Origin of the sequence: Neogemmobacter tilapiae (assembly GCF_014652215.1) — a bacterium.
Classification (GTDB): domain Bacteria; phylum Pseudomonadota; class Alphaproteobacteria; order Rhodobacterales; family Rhodobacteraceae; genus Neogemmobacter; species Neogemmobacter tilapiae.
The window spans coordinates 25,484-41,642 of record NZ_BMYJ01000009.1 but is presented as its reverse complement, the minus strand read 5'-3'; the positions used below and the strand labels follow the sequence as shown (position 1 = coordinate 41,642).

Genomic DNA, 16,159 nt, shown 5'->3' with positions numbered 1-16,159 from the left:
AACATTCCAATAATAAAATATAACAGAAATATCAAGAACCTACCCCACATTTCACGCGTGAAATCACCCCTTCACCCGCCGCCGCACCATGCCCCCGCGCCCCGGCAAATCCAGCCGGGCATCCCCCCGCGCGGCCTCCGCCACGACCCGGCCTTTTGAAACCACAAACAACCGCGCCGCCCGCAGCCGCAGCGCCTCCACGGGATCGCCCGCGTCCAGGATGACCAGCGAGGCCTGATCCCCGACCTTCAACCCATGCCCTGCCAAACCCATGATCCGGGCATTGTCTTCCGTGACCATCCGGAAACAGCGGGCCATCTCCTCCGGATGGGTCATCTGGGCGACATGAAGGCCCATGAAAGCCACGTCCAGCATATCGGCCGTGCCCAGCGAATACCAAGGATCCAGCACGCAATCCTGCCCCCAACCGACGGTGATGCCCAGCGCCTGCATCTCCTTGACCCGCGTCAAACCCCGCCGCTTGGGAAAGCTGTCATGCCGCCCTTGCAGGGTGATGTTGATCAGCGGGTTCGGAATGGCACACATCCCTGATTCCGCGATCAGGGGCAGCAGCTTCGAGACATAGTAATTGTCCATCGAATGCATCGAGGTCAGATGCGACCCCGCCGCCCGCGCCCCCAGCCCATGCCGCGTCACCTCGGCGGCGAGGGTCTCGACATGCCGGGAATGTGGATCATCGGTTTCATCGCAATGCAGGTCCAGCATCAGCCCCCGCTCCGCCGCCAGCCGGGCCATGTCGCGGACCGACGCCGCCCCCTCCTCCATCGTGCGTTCAAAGTGTGGGATGCCCCCCACCACATCAACGCCCATATCCAGCGCTCGCAGAACATTCGCCCGCCCGGTAGGGCTTCGATAAAGCCCGTCCTGCGGAAAGGCCACCAGTTGCAGGTCCAGATAGGGCGCCACCTGCCGCTTCACCTCCAGCATCGCCGTGACGCCGCGCAGATGATCGGGGGTGGTATCGACATGCGTCCGGATCGCAAGCAACCCCATGCTGACCGCCCAATCGCAGTATCTCAGCGCCCGCGCGACCATATCCTCCACCGTCGCGATGTCCCGCAGCTCGCCCCACAGACTGATCCCCTCCAACAGCGTACCGCTGGCATTCACTCTTGGCAGGCCATAGGACAGGGTCGCGTCCATATGGAAATGCGGGTCGACAAACGGCGGGCTGACCAGATCGCCCGTCGCATCAATCACCCGCCGCGCCTCGGCCTCCAGCTTGCCCACGGCGGCAATCTTGTCGCCCTGAAGCCCGATGTCGGCCACTTGGCCATCCGGCAGGGTGCCACCTTTGACAATCAGATCGAACATCAGCGTTCCCCTTTGCGGAATGGGATCATCAGCGCCCCCGGCACCTGCGCGCGGCGCGACATCAGGATCAGGGCGAGAATGGACAGGATATAGGGCAAGGCCAGGAACAGTTGATAGGGCAGGATCTCGCCAATCCCGGTCTGTTGCAGCCGCACTTGCAGGGCGTCAAACCCCGCGAAGAGCATAGCCCCCAGCAACGCCTTGCCCGGTCCCCAGCCCCCAAAGACGACAAGGGCGATGCAGATCCAGCCGCGGCCATTCACCATCTCGAAAAAGAAAGACGAAAAGGCCGAAAGCGTCAGGAAGGCCCCACCCACCGCCATCAGGCCAGACCCCACCATCACCGCCCCCAACCGCAGACCTGTCACCGAAAGCCCCTGCGCCGCCACCGCCGCCGGGTTGTCGCCGCAGGCGCGCAGGGCCAAACCCAAAGGCGTGCGGTAAAGCACATAGGCCACCACCGCGACCACGCCAAAGGCGGCATAGGTCAGCGCCGTCTGCGCCCCCAAGATTGGCCCGAACAGGCCCAGCGGCTGAAAGGGTTCGATCTTTGGCGGGCTTGTCACCTCGGGCAGGATCAGGCGATAGGCGAAACTCGCCGTGGCCGTCGCCAAAAGCGTGATCCCCAGCCCCACCACATGCTGCGACAGGCCGAACGGCACCACCAACACGCCATGCAGCAGGCCAAAGGCCATCCCGGCCAGCAACGCCGCCCCCACGCCCCACCACAGCGGCAGGCCCGCATAAACCGCGATCCAGCCGGTAAAGGCCCCGATCACCATGATGCCCTCGATGCCCAGGTTCAGCACCCCAGCGCGTTCGCAGATCAACTCGCCCATCGTTGCAAAGATCAGGGGCGAGGCGATGCGCAGGACGGCGGCCCAAAAGCTGGCTTGCAGCAAAATGTCAAAAATTTCCATCATCCGCGCACCAAGCGGTAACGGGTCAGGCCCAGCGCCAGCACCATGTAAAGCAGCGCCAAGGCCAGCACGATGTCGGCGATATAGGTCGGCACGCCCGCGGCCCGGCTCATCGCATCGGAACCCACGAAGACACCCGCCACGAACAGGGCCGAGACTACAACGCCCAAGGGATGCAACAGCGCCAGCATCGCGACAATGATCCCGGTATAGCCAAAGCCGGGCGACAGATCGAGGCTGAGATGCCCCTTCAGCCCCGCCACCTCGGACCAACCCGCCAAGGCGGCCAGCCCGCCCGACAGCAGCGCGGTTTTCACCAGAACGCAATTCACAGGGATGCCCGCAAAGCGAGCGGCGTGGATGTTCAGGCCCACGGCGCGGATTTCATAGCCCAGTTTCGTGCGGGTCTGGATGATCCAGATTGCCGCCGCCGCCAGCAGCGCCAAGGCAAAGCCCCAGTGCAGGCGCAGGCCTTCGACGATGCGGGGCAGCCGTGCCTCGGTCACCAAAGGCGTCGATTTCGGCCAGCCCATGCCCATCGGGTCTTTCATCGGGCCTTCCAGCAGATAGCTGACCAACAGCAGCAGGATGAAATTGATCAGCAGGGTCGTCACCACCTCATCCACCCCCGCCTTGGTCTTCATCAGCACCGGCCCCAGCAGCAGCAAGCCCCCGGCCAAGGCCGCGACCAGCGCCGTCACCGGCAGGACCAAAAGCCCTGGCAAGGCCCCCGTGCCCAGCAGAACGGTGACGATAGCGCCCAGATAGAGCTGCGCCTCGGCCCCGATGTTCCAAAGCCTTGCGCGAAAGGCCACGGCGGCAGCAAGGCCGGTAAAGATCAGCGGCGTCGCCCGGTTCAGCGTTTCCAGCAGCGCAAATTTGCTGCCCACTGCCCCCACGGCAATCTGGCCCAGCACGGCCAAGGGATTGGCCCCGGCCAAGGCCGCCAGCGCCATGGCCGACAGCAAAGTCGCCAGCAGCGCCAGCGCGGGCAGTCCGGCACGGCGGGCGAGGCTGGGATGGGCGATGGGTTCAAGCCGCATGATCAAACCCCTCACCCGCCATCCACAGACCCAGTTCGGCCACCGTCTTTTCCCCGCGCGCAAAACCCGGCGACAGGCGGCCTTTGGAGATCACATGCACCACATCGGACAGATCGAGAACCTCGTTCAGATCTTCGGAAATCAGCAGAACCGCCGCCCCCTGATCCCGCGCGGCAATCAGCTGCGATTGCACATAGGCAATCGCGCCCACATCCAGCCCCCGCACCGGCTGGTTTGCCAGTATGATCTTTGGCCCCGCCTCTAGCACCCGGCCCAGAATGACCTTTTGCATGTTCCCACCCGACAGACCGCGCGCCGCAGTTTCTGGCCCGCCGCCGCGCACATCGTATTTCCCGATCAACCCGGCCGCAAAATCACGGATGGCCCCACGCCGCAGGAAAGGCCCGCGCGCAAAACCCGCCTCGCCATAGCGTTCCAGCACGGCGTTTTCGGCCAAGGTAAAGTCGCCCACCACACCCTGCCGATGCCGGTCTTCCGGGATACGCCCTACTCCCGCCTGCACCGCCCGACGCGGCGACCAATCGGCGGGCACGGCCTGGCCACCCAGTGTCATCTGCCCCGCCAAAGGTCGCGCCAGACCGCTGATCAGATCGGCCAAAGCCGCCTGCCCATTGCCCGAAACACCCGCCAAGCCGGTGATCGTTCCGGCGCGCAGGTCCAGATCCACACCCGTCCCGCCCACATTCCGCAGGGACAAAAGCACCACGCCGGGGCGACCGGGCGGCACGGCCTGCCCCGGCAGATCGCCCCCGACCATCATCGCGGCCAGGGCGGCCGGGTTGGTTTCCGCCACCCGCACAGCGCCCGCGACGCGCCCATGCCGCAGCACCACGCAACGGTCGGCCAAGGCCATCACCTCGCCCAGCTTGTGGCTGATGAACAGCACGGACAGCCCCTGCGCCACCAACCGCCGCAGGGTGACGAACAGGGCCTCCGCCTCTTGCGGGGTCAGCACGGCGGTCGGTTCGTCCAAGATCAGAACGCGCGCCTCGCCATAAAGCGCCTTCAGAATTTCCACCCGCTGGCGTTCCCCGACTGACAGGTCGCCCACCCGTGCATCCGGGTCCACCGTCAGCCCGAAATCCGCCATCAACTGCGCCAACCGCGCCCGGGCCTTGGCCCGCCCCAGACGGGTCTGCCACAGGCTTTCGCGGCCCAGCATGATGTTTTCCAGCACCGTCAGCGCCCCGCATTGGGTGAAATGCTGATGCACCATGCCGATGCCCGCCATCAGCGCCGCACGCGGCTGGCCCGGCGGCAGCGCCGCACCAAAGGCCTGAGTATCCCCCGCATCGGCCCGATACTGACCGAACAGGATGTTCATCAGCGTTGTCTTGCCCGCGCCGTTTTCGCCCAGCAGGGCCACAACCTCGCCCCTGTGCAGGGCAAGGTCGATGCCGTCATTCGCCAGAACCGGGCCAAAGCGTTTGGTGATGCCGGTCAGGCGCAAGACCACCTCTTGCGCCTGCATGTCGTTCGACCTCACGATGCCGAAGGCTCGGCGTCGTTCACTTCCACCGCAAAGCTGCCCGCCTTGATCGCCGCCTCTTTCTCGGTCACCAAGGCCAGCGCCGCCTCGGGCACCTTGCCTGCAAAGGTGCCAAGCGGGGCCAACGAACAGCCGCCTTTCGCCATATAGGAATAGAGCCCGTAATCTTCGGCCTTGAAGGCCCCCGCCTGCACCGCCGCCAAGGCCGCCTCAAACGTCGGTTCAAAATGCCACAGGGCCGAGGCGACGACCGTATCGGGATAATCCGCCTGCGTGTCGATCACATTGCCAATCGCCAGCACACCCTTTTCCTTGGCGGCATCCGACACGCCAAAGCGCTCGGCGTAAAGCACATCCGCCCCGCCCTCGATCATTGCCATTGCGGTTTCCTTGGCCTTCGGTGGGTCGAACCAGGATCCGATAAAGCTGATCTGGAAGGTCGCATCGGGCCGCGTTTCCTTGACCCCTGCCATAAAGGCGTTCATCAGCCGGTTCACCTCGGGGATGGGAAAGCCGCCCACCATGCCGATATTGCCCGTTTTGGTCATCGCCCCGGCGACGATCCCGGTCAGATAGGACGCGTCCTGAATATAATTGTCGAACACCGCCAGATTGGGCAGCGCCGCATCGGGCGGGAAGGACGAGCCCATCAGGAAGGCCACGTCGGGATATTCCGCCGCCACTTCGCGCGCTTCGGCCTCGGCCCCGAAAATCTCACCCACGATCAGCTTGACGCCGCTTTCGCAATATTCCCGCATCACGCGCGGATAGTCGGTGTTCGCCACGTTTTCGGTATAGGTGTAATCCACCCGCCCTGCGGCCTTTGCGGCCTCGGCCGCGATATGGATCCGGCTGACCCATTGCTGTTCGACGGGCACGGTGTAGATCCCCGCAACCTTGACCAGATCCTGCGCCATCAGGCGCATCGGGACGAGCCCCGCCCCCAAGGCCAAAGCCCCACCGCCCAGCAAAAGCCCACGCCGCGTCGGCGCTGCAAACCCGTTCATCGCGTTATCCTTCCCCGTTGGTGATTGTTCTTTGACCAGACGGTAAAGCATTCGTCCGATTCGCCACAAGAACAGGCTTTCCGCGGCTGAAAACGCCGCCATTCGCACAATGATTGGGCGATTTCGGCAGCGCCTGCCTGCTGGCGGGGCAAATCAACCCTTGACCGCCCCCTCAGACAGGCCCGAGACCAGATATCTCTGCGCGATCAGAAAGACACAGGTGATGGGCAAGCCCGAAAGGATCGCCGCCGCCGCAAAATCGCCCCACAGATACTTGAACTCGTTCAGATACAGCCGCGAACCGGTCGCCAGTGTCAGCATGTCTTCGGACCGGATCAGGACCGAGGCGACCGGATATTCGTTCACGCAGCCAATAAAAACCAAGACAAAGATGACCGCCATCATCGGCATGGCCAAAGGCAGAAAGACGTGGCGAAAAGTCTGCCAAGGCGTCGCCCCATCCATTGCGGCGGCCTTGTCCAGCGCGCTGTCAATGCCGTCGAAATAGCCCTTCAATGTCCAGACATGCAGGATGATCCCTGACATATAGACCAGAACCACCGACAGGTGACTGTTGATCCCCACAACGGGCGCCACATCCCCCAGACTGTCAAAGATCGCATAAAGCGCCACCAGCGTCAGGGTCGTTGGAAACATCTGGATCAGAAACAGCCCATCCAGCAACGCCCCCCGCCCCGCAAAGCGCAGCCGCGAAAAGGCATAGGCTGAAACCGTCGCCAAAGCCAAAACACCCAAGGCGGCCATCAGGCCGATCTTGACGGAATTCCACATCCAAAGCAGCACCGGATAAGGCGGTGAAACCACCGTCCCATCGCTGCGGGTATAGTCGAATCCCAAAGCCAGCGCCCAATGCTCCAGTGTCGGCTGGCTGGGCCACAATTCGCCGATGGTGAAATTTCCTTCGCGAAAGGAAATCGAAACGATCATCGCAAAGGGAAACAGGATCACCGCCAGAAAGCCCAAAAGAAAACCATGCGCAGCAATCTTTTTCAGCCGCAGGCTGCGGGGGTGTTCGACAATCATATCCGCGCTCCTTTCCGCAGGGCGGCCCGACGCATGGCCAACAGATTGGCATAGGCCATCGCGCCCACAATCAGGAAAATCAGAAAGGTGATGGCCCCGGCCAGCCCGAATTGCGTGCCCGTATCCATAAAGGCCACGCGATAGGTGAAACTGCCCAGAATATCGGTCTCCCCCGCCGGAATAGCCGTGCCCGGAATATCCGGCCCCCCACGCGTCATCAGCAAAACCAGCACAATGTTGTTGAAATTGAAGGCAAAAGTCGAAATCAACAAAGGCACAAAGGGAGGCAGGATCTGTGGCAGGGTGATGGTAAAGAAAACCCGCAGAGCCGAGGCACCCTCTAGCGCCGCAGCCTTTTTGTGATCTTCGGGCACCGCTTGCAAAAAGCCCATCGCCAGCAACATCATATACGGATATCCCAGCCAAAGATTGACCGCCAGGATCATGATCCGCGCCAAAGTTCCGTCGGTGAACCAGTCTGGCCGCAGACCGAACATCGCTTCAAGGATCAGGTTGATCTCGCCAAAATTTTGGTTGAACAGCCCACGAAACACCAGGATCGAAATGAACGAGGGCACCGCATAGGGCAGGATCAGCAGAATACGGTAAGCCGCTTTGCCGCGCAGATGTGGCCATTGCAGGATCACCGCCAACAAAAGGCCCAAGGCAAACGTTCCTGCCATCGAAAGAAAGGCAAAGATGCAGGTCCAGACAAAGATCGACAGCATCGGCCCGCGAATGCCTTCCAGCGTAAAGATGCGCTTGAAATTGTCCCAGCCTATGCCGACCCGCCAACCGGGCGCGATGGTTGTTCCATCCTCCAGTGTGAAAAAGCCGGTCTTGTGGTTGGCCGTCAGCATCTGCCCATCGGCATGGCGGCGAAACGCGTCTGGCCCCAGGCGCTCGTATTCCGGGGCCACGGCGGCAAAGGCCCGCAGGCCTGTGTTGCGCAATTCTGTGTCGTCCGGTGCGGTCAGCACAATCGCAGCCAAGCCCTTGCGCAGCTTGACCGCCTCTTTCTGCGCCAGCAGTGCCGCAGGCTCGTCCGCCGGTGACAGGTTCGCCGACGCGGCCTGCCCGTCCAGGGCCAAGGGCTCGGACAACAGCCCATCTTCGGGCAGCCAGACCTGATAAGCCCCCGGCCCCCCAGCAATCGCAAATTTGCGTTCGGTCTTGGGGTCGATCGACTTGTTCGCCATCAAGACTTCGATGGCGCGGTCATAGGTGAGCAGGTTGAACGAGGAATAATTCGTAAAGCCCAGCCAGATCGTATAAACCACGGGAAAGGCCACAAAGATCAACACGGCCGCGATCCCCGGCAGCACAAAGCGCCAGGTTGCACTGCGCGGATGCAGAAAGACCACGCCGACCGCCACCGCCAAAACCAGAAACATCGCGCCGAACAGGGGCTCGGCCTGCGCATAAAGCAGAAATCCCGCATAAAGGCTGGCCAGAACCGCCGCCCCCGTCAACGCCCAACGCATCAAAGGCCAGCGGGAAAGGATCGAAGTGGTCATGTTGTTCCCCATGAACATGGCCCGCGCGTCCGGCGCACGGGCCAGACTGGATCAGCCACCGCCCAGAATGCGCTTGGCCGCATCGGTCAGCGCCACTTCCGGCGTCTGCGCGCCGGTCGTGATATTGGTCAGCGCCGGTTGCATCGCCGACCAGAACGCCCCCATTTCCGGGTTTGACGGCATCGGCACCCCTACCGCCGCATTGGCCAGCGTTGCCTGCACCTTTGGATCGGTTTGGGCTGCCGCCGCGCTGATGTCGGCCAAGGCCCCCAGCACGTTCTTGGCGTTCCAGGCTGCCAGACCCTCATCCGTCAGCATGTAGTTCTCGATAAATTCCACCGCCAGATCAGCATTGGGCGAAGCCGCGTTCACGGCTGCCGAATAAACGCCCAGAAAGGGCGGCGCTGTCTTGCCATTCACGGTTGGAATGGGGGCCACACCGATCTTGATCCCCGCCGCCTCATACCCGGCCCAAGACCAAGGGCCGTTAATCACCATCGCCACTTCGCCCTTGGCCATAGCGCCATCCATCACGCCATAATCCACCCCGGCGGGCATTGTTCCACCGTCGATCAAGCCTTTCAGCACCGTCGCCCCGGCAATCGCGCCCGCATTGCCGACGCCCGTATCCTTGCCGTCATAGACCCCATCCTTTTTGACAAAGGCGTAACCGCCGTTCGCCATCAACAAGGGCATCGTGAAATAGGTGTTGTTATAGTCCCACATGATCCGCGTCACGCCATCGGGCACGGTCAACGCCGCAATATCGGCAAAATCAGCCGGCGGTGTCGGCACCAACGCGGTGTTATAGACCAGCCCCACCGCCTCGACCGCCACCGGATAGCCCCAGGTCTTGCCACCAAAGGTCACGGCATCCCAAGCCGTCGGAAGAATCCCGGCCTGCACTTCGGCCGAGGGCGTCACCGGCGCGATCAACCCACCTGCCGCCCATTCCCCCATCCGGTCATGCGCCCACAGCATGATATCCGGCCCATCCCCCGTCGCCGCTGCCTGCTGGAATTTTTCGACCGCCGGGTCGACCTCTTCCACGACAACTTCGATGCCCAATTCCTCACTGAACTTTTTCGCCACCGCCCGCAGACTGTCGCTGTCCTTATCGGGCCCCATCCAAATCAACAACTTGCCCTCTTCGACCGCATGGGCGGGCAAAGCACTGCCCAGCATCAACGCCGCCATCAGGGCGGTCTTTTTCAGATTGGTCATGTCCTATCCTCCATTTTCAGACATGTCCCCGCCTTCCGGGCGGGCGCGGATTACTCAGGTGATCGTCACCTCACCCGTCGTCGTGGCCCAGGCATAGCCGTTCGGCCCCAATTGCAGTTTTCGGCCGTCAAACGCTGCCTTTGACGGGCCGATCCCTTCGCCCAAGCCATCAATCACCAGATCCACAGGCTTGGCCGACAGGTTAAAGACACAAAACACCGGCACATCGCCTTCGCGCACAAAGGCCAACACCGGTCCCGGCGCGTCGATGAACTGCGTCCGCCCCAGACGCAAAGCCTCCGTCGCCTGGCGAAAGGCCACAATCGCGCGATAGGTTTCCAGCACTGAATCCGGTTGCCCCACCTGCCCTGCCGCGTTGTGTTCCAGTTGCGGCAGTTTCACCGGCAACCAGGGCGTGCCTTGGGTGAACCCACCGTGCGGCCCGTTGTCCCAGACCATCGGCGTGCGGCAACCGTCGCGCCCCTTGTAATCCGGCCAGAACCGCAATCCCGGCGGATCGGTCAATTCGTGAAACTCGATCTCCGTCTCCAACTGGCCCAATTCTTCGCCCTGATACAGATAGATCGACCCTTCAAACGACAGCAGCACCGCTGCCGCCAGTTTCGCTATATCCGCTGCCTTGCCATGATCCGCCCAGCGCGACACATGCCGCACCACATCGTGGTTGGAAAAGGCCCAGGCCGGGCAACCCTCGGGCGCACCGCGAAAGAAGCCGCTGATCTTGCTGCGGAAATGGTCAGGCGTGAATTCCGGCCCCAGCATGTCAAAAGAATAGGCCATGTGCAGACGGCCCGCCCTTGTGTACTCGGCCATGATCTCCACGGCGCGGTGCGGCGCATCGCCCACCTCGCCCACCATCGTCCGCCCGTCATATTCATCCAGCAGTGCTCGCATCCGCTCCAGCCAAGCCGGGTTTTCGGGGCGCGACTTGGAAAACTCGTGATCCTGCAATTCGTAGGGGTTCGCGGGGGGGCGGTTTTCCTTTTGCGCCAAGGGCCCGTTCGATCGCAGTGCCTGATCGTGGAAATAGTAATTCACCGTATCCAGCCGGAAGCCGTCCACACCCCGCTCCAGCCAGAAACGCAGCACCGACAAAGCCCAATCCTGCACCGCCGGATTGTGGAAGTTGAGGTCGGGCTGGCTGGGCAGGAAATTGTGCAGGTAATACTGGCGGCGGCGGCTGTCCCATTCCCAGGCGGAACCCCCAAAGACGGAAAGCCAATTGTTCGGCGGGCTGCCATCGGGGTTGGCATCGGCCCAGACATAGAAATCGGCATAGGCCCCATCCCGACTGGCCCGACTTTCCTTAAAGAAAGGATGCTGATCCGACGAATGCGACAGAACCTGATCAATGATCACCTTCAGCCCCAGTTCATGCGCCCGTTCCACCAAGGCGTCGAAATCGGCCAGCGTGCCGAACAGCGGATCGATGTCGCAATAGTCGCTGACATCATAGCCCATGTCGGCTTGGGGCGAGGTAAAGATCGGCGACAGCCAGATCGCATCGACCCCAAGACTGGCGATATGCGGCAGGCGCAGGATGACGCCCCGCAGATCCCCCACGCCATTGCCCGTCGTGTCCTCAAACGACCGGGGATAGACCTGATAGGTCACTGACCCCCGCCACCAATCCCGCATAACCACCCCCCTTGATTCGGCAAAAGGATACAATGCAGGCGGGAATTTTCAAAACGTTTTAGAAAATTCTCGGCCGAAACCGATGTTACGATGAAGGGCCGTTTTGCGCAAAATTTCGGTTGATCCCTGCGCCGCTTGGCGTATCGTTCAAAACGATTGCAGGATGGACCATGACCAAACTGAAAGACATCGCCGCCCGATTGGGCCTGTCGCCCGCCACCGTCAGCCGGGCGCTGAACGGCTTTCCCGAGGTGAATGAACAAACCCGCCAGCGGGTGCAGGCTGTGGCGCGGGCCATGAATTATCGGCCCAATCAGATTGCGCAAAAGCTGGTCTCGGGGCGGTCGGGCATGATTGGCATGATCCTGCGGTCCCCCGTTGATGTGGCCACCGACCCCAGTTTTTTCGAAGTGATGGCGGGGCTGTCCAGCCGCTTGGCCGACTATGACATGGATTTGGTCTTTCATGCCTCCAACGCCGAGGACGAGGTCGCCCCTTATCGTCGGCTGGTGGCCAAGGCGACGCTGGACGGCTTCATCCTGAATGCCCCCACGGTCGAGGATCAGCGCATCCAGTTTCTGACCGCAGCGGGTGTGCCTTTTGTCGTGCATGGCCGGGCGGGTCTTGGCGTGCCGGACTATCCGTTCTTTGATATCGACAATGCCGCCCTCGCCCGGCAGTCGGTGGCATTGCTGCACGATCTGGGCCATCGTCGCATCGCCTTTTTGAACGGACCCGCCAATTATGCCTATGCCGCCCAGCGCCTGTCGGGGTTTCAGTCGGCCTTGGCCGCGCGCGGCTTGGTGACCCCCACAAGATTCATCCGCCACGACCGCCTTGCCGAAGATTACGGCCAGCGCGCGGCCGCAACCATGCTGACCGACACCGCAGCCCCAACCGCCTTTCTTTGTGCCTCGACACTGATCGCGGCCGGGGTTTTGCGGGCCGCGCGCAAGGCCGGGCTATCGGTGCCGGGCGATTTGTCCGTGATCGCCCATGACGATGCGATCCCCCAGTTCCGCGCAGTCAATTTTGAACCGGCGCTTACCGTAACCCGCGCTCCGATCCGCGATGCCTGCGGACCGTTGACGGACAAAATGGTACGATTGCTGGACGGGGCACAAAGCAGCGATTTGCAGACGATGGTGACCGCCGATCTGATCGTGCGGCAATCGACCGGGCCCGTTCCGGTTGGGCAACAGGGGGGATGGAATGAAACAAGCGTCGTTGCAGATTGATCATCTGGCCAAGTCCTATGGCGCAGTGCAGGTTCTGCGGGATATTTCCGTATCGGTCGATCCGGGCGGTTTTCTGGTTTTGGTGGGGCCTTCAGGCTGCGGCAAATCGACCTTGCTGAACTGCATTGCCGGGCTGGATGATGCCACCGCCGGTCGGGTGCAGATTGCAGGCAAAGACGTCACCCGACTGCCTCCGCGCGAAAGGGATATCGCGATGGTGTTCCAATCCTACGCGCTCTATCCCACAATGACGGTCGGGGAAAACATCGGCTTTGGCATGAAAATTCGCCGCCTGCCCGCCGATCAAATCACCGCGAAAGTGGCCGAGGTGGCACGGCTGTTGCAGATCGACCATCTGTTGGACCGACGGCCCGCGATGCTGTCCGGGGGGCAGCGGCAAAGGGTGGCGATGGGGCGGGCGCTTGTGCGCGACCCGGCGCTGTTTCTGTTTGACGAGCCGCTGTCCAACCTCGATGCCAAGCTGCGCGTCGAAATGCGGGCCGAAATCAAACGCCTGCATCAGGCAACGGGCACGACCATGGTCTATGTGACCCATGATCAGGTTGAAGCGATGACCTTGGCCACCACGATTGCCGTGCTGAAAGACGGCATCCTGCAACAGGCCGGCAGTCCCGAAGACATTTATCTGCGCCCGGCCAACACCTTTGTCGCCGATTTCATGGGGGCGCCGCCGATGAATCTGATCCCGGCGCACTTGGACGGCGGTCAGTTGCAGTTCGGCGATGGGCAAGCGTTGACAACGGTGTTGCCCCCTGTGCTGCGCGGGCGGGACAAGGTCATCGTCGGCATCCGACCCGAGGCGTTTCAGGCGGGCGAGACCGGTCTTCAGGTGACGCCGCAGATGGTCGAAAACACCGGTTCCGATGCTTTCGTGAATTTTACCCTTTCCGGAGCCAAGGTGATTGCCCGCCTGCCCGCCCGGACGCCCCTGCCCACAGGTGGCTTGCGGCTGTCGGTCGATCCAACAGGCCTATGCTTCTTTGACACGGAAACAGGGCGCAATCTTGCCGCCTAGTGAAAATGGCCCGCCGGTTTCCCGGCGGGCCATGTCTCCGGACCAACGCTGGATCAGAACCCGGCTTTGATCGCCTCGAACTCTTCCAGCATCTTTTCACGCATCCCCGCCGGCAGCGGCGTCTGCGCCAGCAACTTGCCCTCGATCGGGTCCACATCGCCGGCCTTCAGATCTTCCATCGGCAGGCTGGCCATCCCGGCATCATTGGCACTGGCATAGCCAAAGTCCCGCAGCAGCACGGCGGCCGATTTCTGCGACAAGAAGGCGTTGGCATAGTCATAGGCCTTTTCCTCGTTCCCCGGCGCGTCCTTCATATTGACGATGCCGCAGATAAAGCTTGATGCCCCTTCGGTGGCTGTCCGCTGAAAGCCCACGGGGAAACCTTCCGACTTCATGATCGCCACGGCGTCGTTCCACGACCAAGCCAGCAGAATCTCGCCCGAGGCCATCGATTGCGCCAGTTCGGCCGGGTCCGACCAATAGGTCCGCACATTCGGATGCACTTCGCGCAGCCAAGCCGCCCCCGCCGCAAATTGTTCGTCCGTCACGGTCGTCCAATCGCTGACGCCTGTCGCCAGCAGGGCCAGCGCCCAGATGTCGTCGGTGTTGTCGGGCAGCGAGATGCGGCCTGCGAATTTGGGATCCTTGAACACGTTCAGGCTGGCCACTTCCTCGGCCTTCACCTCATTCGTGTTATAGGCGAGCGCGGTATAGGCATAGTCGGTCGGGATGAACCAAACGCCTTCGGCATCCTTGAAAGACTCGCTTTCCATGAAGGCCGGTTTCACATTGGCGAATTCCGGGATCTTCGACACATCCCAAGGCTCGATCAACCCAGCCTCACGGTATTTCGGCACCATCTGCGAACAGGGGTGAACGACATCCACCTTGAAGCCTGACGAAACCTTCTGGAAAGCCTCATCATCATCGGCAAAGAAGGAATAGGTCGGCATATCGCCGTTTTTGGCCGAATATTCGGCCATCAGGTCGGGGTTTTCCCAACCCGACCAGTCGAAAATCGTGAACTCGGGATCAGCGGCATAGGCCGGCAGCGCGCAGGCGGCAATGGCAGTGGCCAGAAGCGTGTGACGTAGGGACATGGATCCTCGCTGTTTTTATGGGTGCCTTCGTCGCGGCACGGGTGATGGCAGGCTATGCAAAGCAGATTGGTGGCTCAAGGCTTTTCGTAAAGATCAGTCACGTCAACTTGCCCGACTTTCGGGCAATAGCCGCCGATTTTGCGGCAAGCGCAGGCAAGCACTGCCCAATTCTTGGGCAATCCGCCCGCCACCTTTCCGCTTGCAGCCCCGCAGGCCACGACGCAGGATCACCCAAAATCACCCCGAGGATCCCATGCCGCAGCTTGATGTCGATTTCGTCCGTTCGCAATTTCCCGCCTTTCAGGTGCCCGGTCTGTCCGATCAGGCCTTTTTTGAAAATGCGGGGGGTTCCTATACCTGCGGGCCTGTGATCGACCGGCTGACGCGGTTCTACCGCGAACGCAAAGTGCAGCCCTATGCGCCCTATGCCGCGGCGCAGGCCGGTGGGGCGGAAATGGACGAGGCGCGGACCCGGCTGGCGGGGCTGATGGGCGTGAAACGCGAAGAAGTGTCGTTCGGGCCCTCCACCAGCGCCAACACCTTCGTTCTTGCCCAAGCAGTGCGCAAATGGCTGGGTGGCACGGATGGGGCGATTGTCGTCACCAATCAGGACCATGAGGCGAATTCCGGCGTCTGGCGGCGGCTGGGCGATGAGGGGATCACCATCCGCGAATGGCAGGTGGACCCGGAAACGGGGCATCTGTCGCTGGACGGCCTGAGGGCGCTGTTGGCCGATGGCAAGGCGAAACTGGTCTGTTTCCCGCATTGTTCCAATGTGGTGGCGGAACTGAATCCGGTGGCCGAGATTTGCTCCATGGCGCGAGCGGCGGGGGCCTATACGGTTGTCGATGGCGTAAGCTATGCGCCGCATGGTCTGCCCGATGTGGGCAAGCTGGGGGCGGATGTCTATCTGTTTTCGGCCTACAAAGTTTACGGCCCCCATCAAGGGATCATGGCGATCCGGGAAGCCATCGGTGCAGCACTGCCCAATCAGGCGCATTATTTCAACGGCGGCACGCTCTATAAGCGTTTCACCCCCGCTGGCCCCGACCATGCCCAAATCGCCGCCTGCGCCGGGATGGTGGATTATTTCGACACGCTTTACGCCCATCATTTCGGTGCGGCCCCGGCCACACCCGCCGAAAAGGGTGCGGCCGTGCATGACCTGATGCGCGATCACGAAATCGCCCTGCTGCAACCGCTGCTCGACTATGTCGCGGGCCGCAATGACGTCCGCCTGATCGGCCCACGCGAGGCCGCGAACCGTGCGCCGACCGTGGCCGTGGCCTTGGACCGCGCCGCAGAGCCTGTGTCCGAAGAACTGGGCAAGATGGGCATCAACTGCTGGGCGGGCGACTTCTACGCCGTGCGCCCCCTGACCGCGATGGGCGTCGATCTGGAGAAAGGGGTGCTGCGCCTGTCTTTCGTGCATTACACCAGCAAAGCCGAGGTGACGCGTCTGATCACGGCCCTGGATCAAGTGCTTTGAAATTGTGATCCAAAGGGGTTCATGCGCCGTAAACACC

Annotated in this window: 13 protein-coding genes; 3 read left to right on the top strand and 10 right to left on the bottom strand. The window is 62.1% G+C overall.

Annotated features, from left to right (window positions below):
* Positions 1 to 63: 63 nt before the first annotated feature.
* The 9 genes from IE095_RS13965 to IE095_RS13925 all read right to left on the bottom strand — a co-directional run bounded on the left by IE095_RS13965 (position 64) and on the right by IE095_RS13925 (position 11,259).
* Positions 64 to 1,335: an amidohydrolase family protein gene (locus IE095_RS13965; RefSeq protein WP_189412292.1), complete on the bottom strand. Its 1,272-nt coding sequence runs from the start codon at positions 1,333 to 1,335 to the stop codon at positions 64 to 66.
* Positions 1,335 to 2,258, bottom strand: a complete 924-nt coding sequence (locus IE095_RS13960; RefSeq protein WP_189412291.1) for an ABC transporter permease — start codon at positions 2,256 to 2,258, stop codon at positions 1,335 to 1,337. The genes IE095_RS13965 and IE095_RS13960 overlap by 1 nt, the downstream gene beginning before the upstream one ends.
* Entirely contained in the window at positions 2,255 to 3,298 is a 1,044-nt protein-coding gene (locus IE095_RS13955; RefSeq protein WP_189412290.1) for an ABC transporter permease, read from the bottom strand. Before IE095_RS13955 ends, IE095_RS13960 begins: the two co-directional genes overlap by 4 nt.
* Positions 3,288 to 4,790 (bottom strand): ABC transporter ATP-binding protein, encoded by a 1,503-nt coding sequence (locus IE095_RS13950; RefSeq protein ID WP_189412404.1) that lies wholly within the window; start codon positions 4,788 to 4,790, stop codon positions 3,288 to 3,290. The genes IE095_RS13955 and IE095_RS13950 overlap by 11 nt, the downstream gene beginning before the upstream one ends.
* An 11-nt stretch (positions 4,791 to 4,801) precedes the next feature.
* Positions 4,802 to 5,815: a BMP family protein gene (locus IE095_RS13945; RefSeq protein WP_189412289.1), complete on the bottom strand. Its 1,014-nt coding sequence runs from the start codon at positions 5,813 to 5,815 to the stop codon at positions 4,802 to 4,804.
* 153 nt (positions 5,816 to 5,968) lie between these two features.
* On the bottom strand, positions 5,969 to 6,859 hold the full coding sequence (malG, locus tag IE095_RS13940; RefSeq protein WP_189412288.1) for a maltose ABC transporter permease MalG: 891 nt from the start codon (positions 6,857 to 6,859) through the stop codon (positions 5,969 to 5,971).
* Positions 6,856 to 8,376, bottom strand: coding sequence for a maltose ABC transporter permease MalF (gene malF / locus IE095_RS13935; protein ID WP_229804798.1), 1,521 nt, complete (start codon positions 8,374 to 8,376; stop codon positions 6,856 to 6,858). The genes malG and malF overlap by 4 nt, the downstream gene beginning before the upstream one ends.
* Before the next feature lie 51 nt (positions 8,377 to 8,427).
* On the bottom strand, positions 8,428 to 9,600 hold the full coding sequence (gene malE / locus IE095_RS13930) for a maltose/maltodextrin ABC transporter substrate-binding protein MalE (protein ID WP_189412286.1): 1,173 nt from the start codon (positions 9,598 to 9,600) through the stop codon (positions 8,428 to 8,430).
* A gap of 54 nt (positions 9,601 to 9,654) precedes the next feature.
* Positions 9,655 to 11,259, bottom strand: a complete 1,605-nt coding sequence (locus tag IE095_RS13925; protein WP_189412285.1) for an alpha-glucosidase — start codon at positions 11,257 to 11,259, stop codon at positions 9,655 to 9,657.
* Between the two features lie 170 nt (positions 11,260 to 11,429).
* On the opposite strand from IE095_RS13925, the gene IE095_RS13920 reads away from it, so the two are divergent.
* Together IE095_RS13920 and IE095_RS13915 are read left to right on the top strand one after the other, a co-directional pair.
* Positions 11,430 to 12,497, top strand: coding sequence for a substrate-binding domain-containing protein (locus IE095_RS13920; protein WP_189412284.1), 1,068 nt, complete (start codon positions 11,430 to 11,432; stop codon positions 12,495 to 12,497).
* Complete coding sequence (locus IE095_RS13915; protein ID WP_189412283.1) at positions 12,472 to 13,533, top strand: ABC transporter ATP-binding protein; 1,062 nt, start codon at positions 12,472 to 12,474, stop codon at positions 13,531 to 13,533. Before IE095_RS13920 ends, IE095_RS13915 begins: the two co-directional genes overlap by 26 nt.
* Positions 13,534 to 13,586: 53 nt before the next feature.
* Here IE095_RS13915 and IE095_RS13910 read toward each other — a convergent pair whose 3' ends face one another.
* Entirely contained in the window at positions 13,587 to 14,633 is a 1,047-nt protein-coding gene (locus IE095_RS13910; protein WP_189412282.1) for an ABC transporter substrate-binding protein, read from the bottom strand.
* Positions 14,634 to 14,886: 253 nt separating this feature from the next.
* Here IE095_RS13910 and IE095_RS13905 point away from each other — a divergent pair, with 253 nt between their 5' ends.
* Entirely contained in the window at positions 14,887 to 16,122 is a 1,236-nt protein-coding gene (locus tag IE095_RS13905; protein ID WP_189412281.1) for an aminotransferase class V-fold PLP-dependent enzyme, read from the top strand.
* Positions 16,123 to 16,159: the final 37 nt, after the last annotated feature.

Excerpts from the sequence above, each read along its gene's own strand:
- malE (WP_189412286.1), bottom strand. The coding sequence starts at position 9,600 with ATGACCAATCTGAAAAAGACCGCCCTGATGGCGGCGTTGATGCTGGGC.
- malG (WP_189412288.1), bottom strand. The coding sequence starts at position 6,859 with ATGATTGTCGAACACCCCCGCAGCCTGCGGCTGAAAAAGATTGCTGCG.
- IE095_RS13955 (WP_189412290.1), bottom strand. The coding sequence starts at position 3,298 with ATGCGGCTTGAACCCATCGCCCATCCCAGCCTCGCCCGCCGTGCCGGA.
- IE095_RS13920 (WP_189412284.1), top strand. The coding sequence starts at position 11,430 with ATGACCAAACTGAAAGACATCGCCGCCCGATTGGGCCTGTCGCCCGCC.
- IE095_RS13905 (WP_189412281.1), top strand. The coding sequence starts at position 14,887 with ATGCCGCAGCTTGATGTCGATTTCGTCCGTTCGCAATTTCCCGCCTTT.
- IE095_RS13945 (WP_189412289.1), bottom strand. The coding sequence starts at position 5,815 with ATGAACGGGTTTGCAGCGCCGACGCGGCGTGGGCTTTTGCTGGGCGGT.
- IE095_RS13925 (WP_189412285.1), bottom strand. The coding sequence starts at position 11,259 with ATGCGGGATTGGTGGCGGGGGTCAGTGACCTATCAGGTCTATCCCCGG.
- IE095_RS13960 (WP_189412291.1), bottom strand. The coding sequence starts at position 2,258 with ATGATGGAAATTTTTGACATTTTGCTGCAAGCCAGCTTTTGGGCCGCC.
- IE095_RS13915 (WP_189412283.1), top strand. The coding sequence starts at position 12,472 with ATGAAACAAGCGTCGTTGCAGATTGATCATCTGGCCAAGTCCTATGGC.
- IE095_RS13950 (WP_189412404.1), bottom strand. The coding sequence starts at position 4,790 with ATGCAGGCGCAAGAGGTGGTCTTGCGCCTGACCGGCATCACCAAACGC.
- IE095_RS13965 (WP_189412292.1), bottom strand. The coding sequence starts at position 1,335 with ATGTTCGATCTGATTGTCAAAGGTGGCACCCTGCCGGATGGCCAAGTG.
- IE095_RS13910 (WP_189412282.1), bottom strand. The coding sequence starts at position 14,633 with ATGTCCCTACGTCACACGCTTCTGGCCACTGCCATTGCCGCCTGCGCG.
- malF (WP_229804798.1), bottom strand. The coding sequence starts at position 8,376 with ATGACCACTTCGATCCTTTCCCGCTGGCCTTTGATGCGTTGGGCGTTG.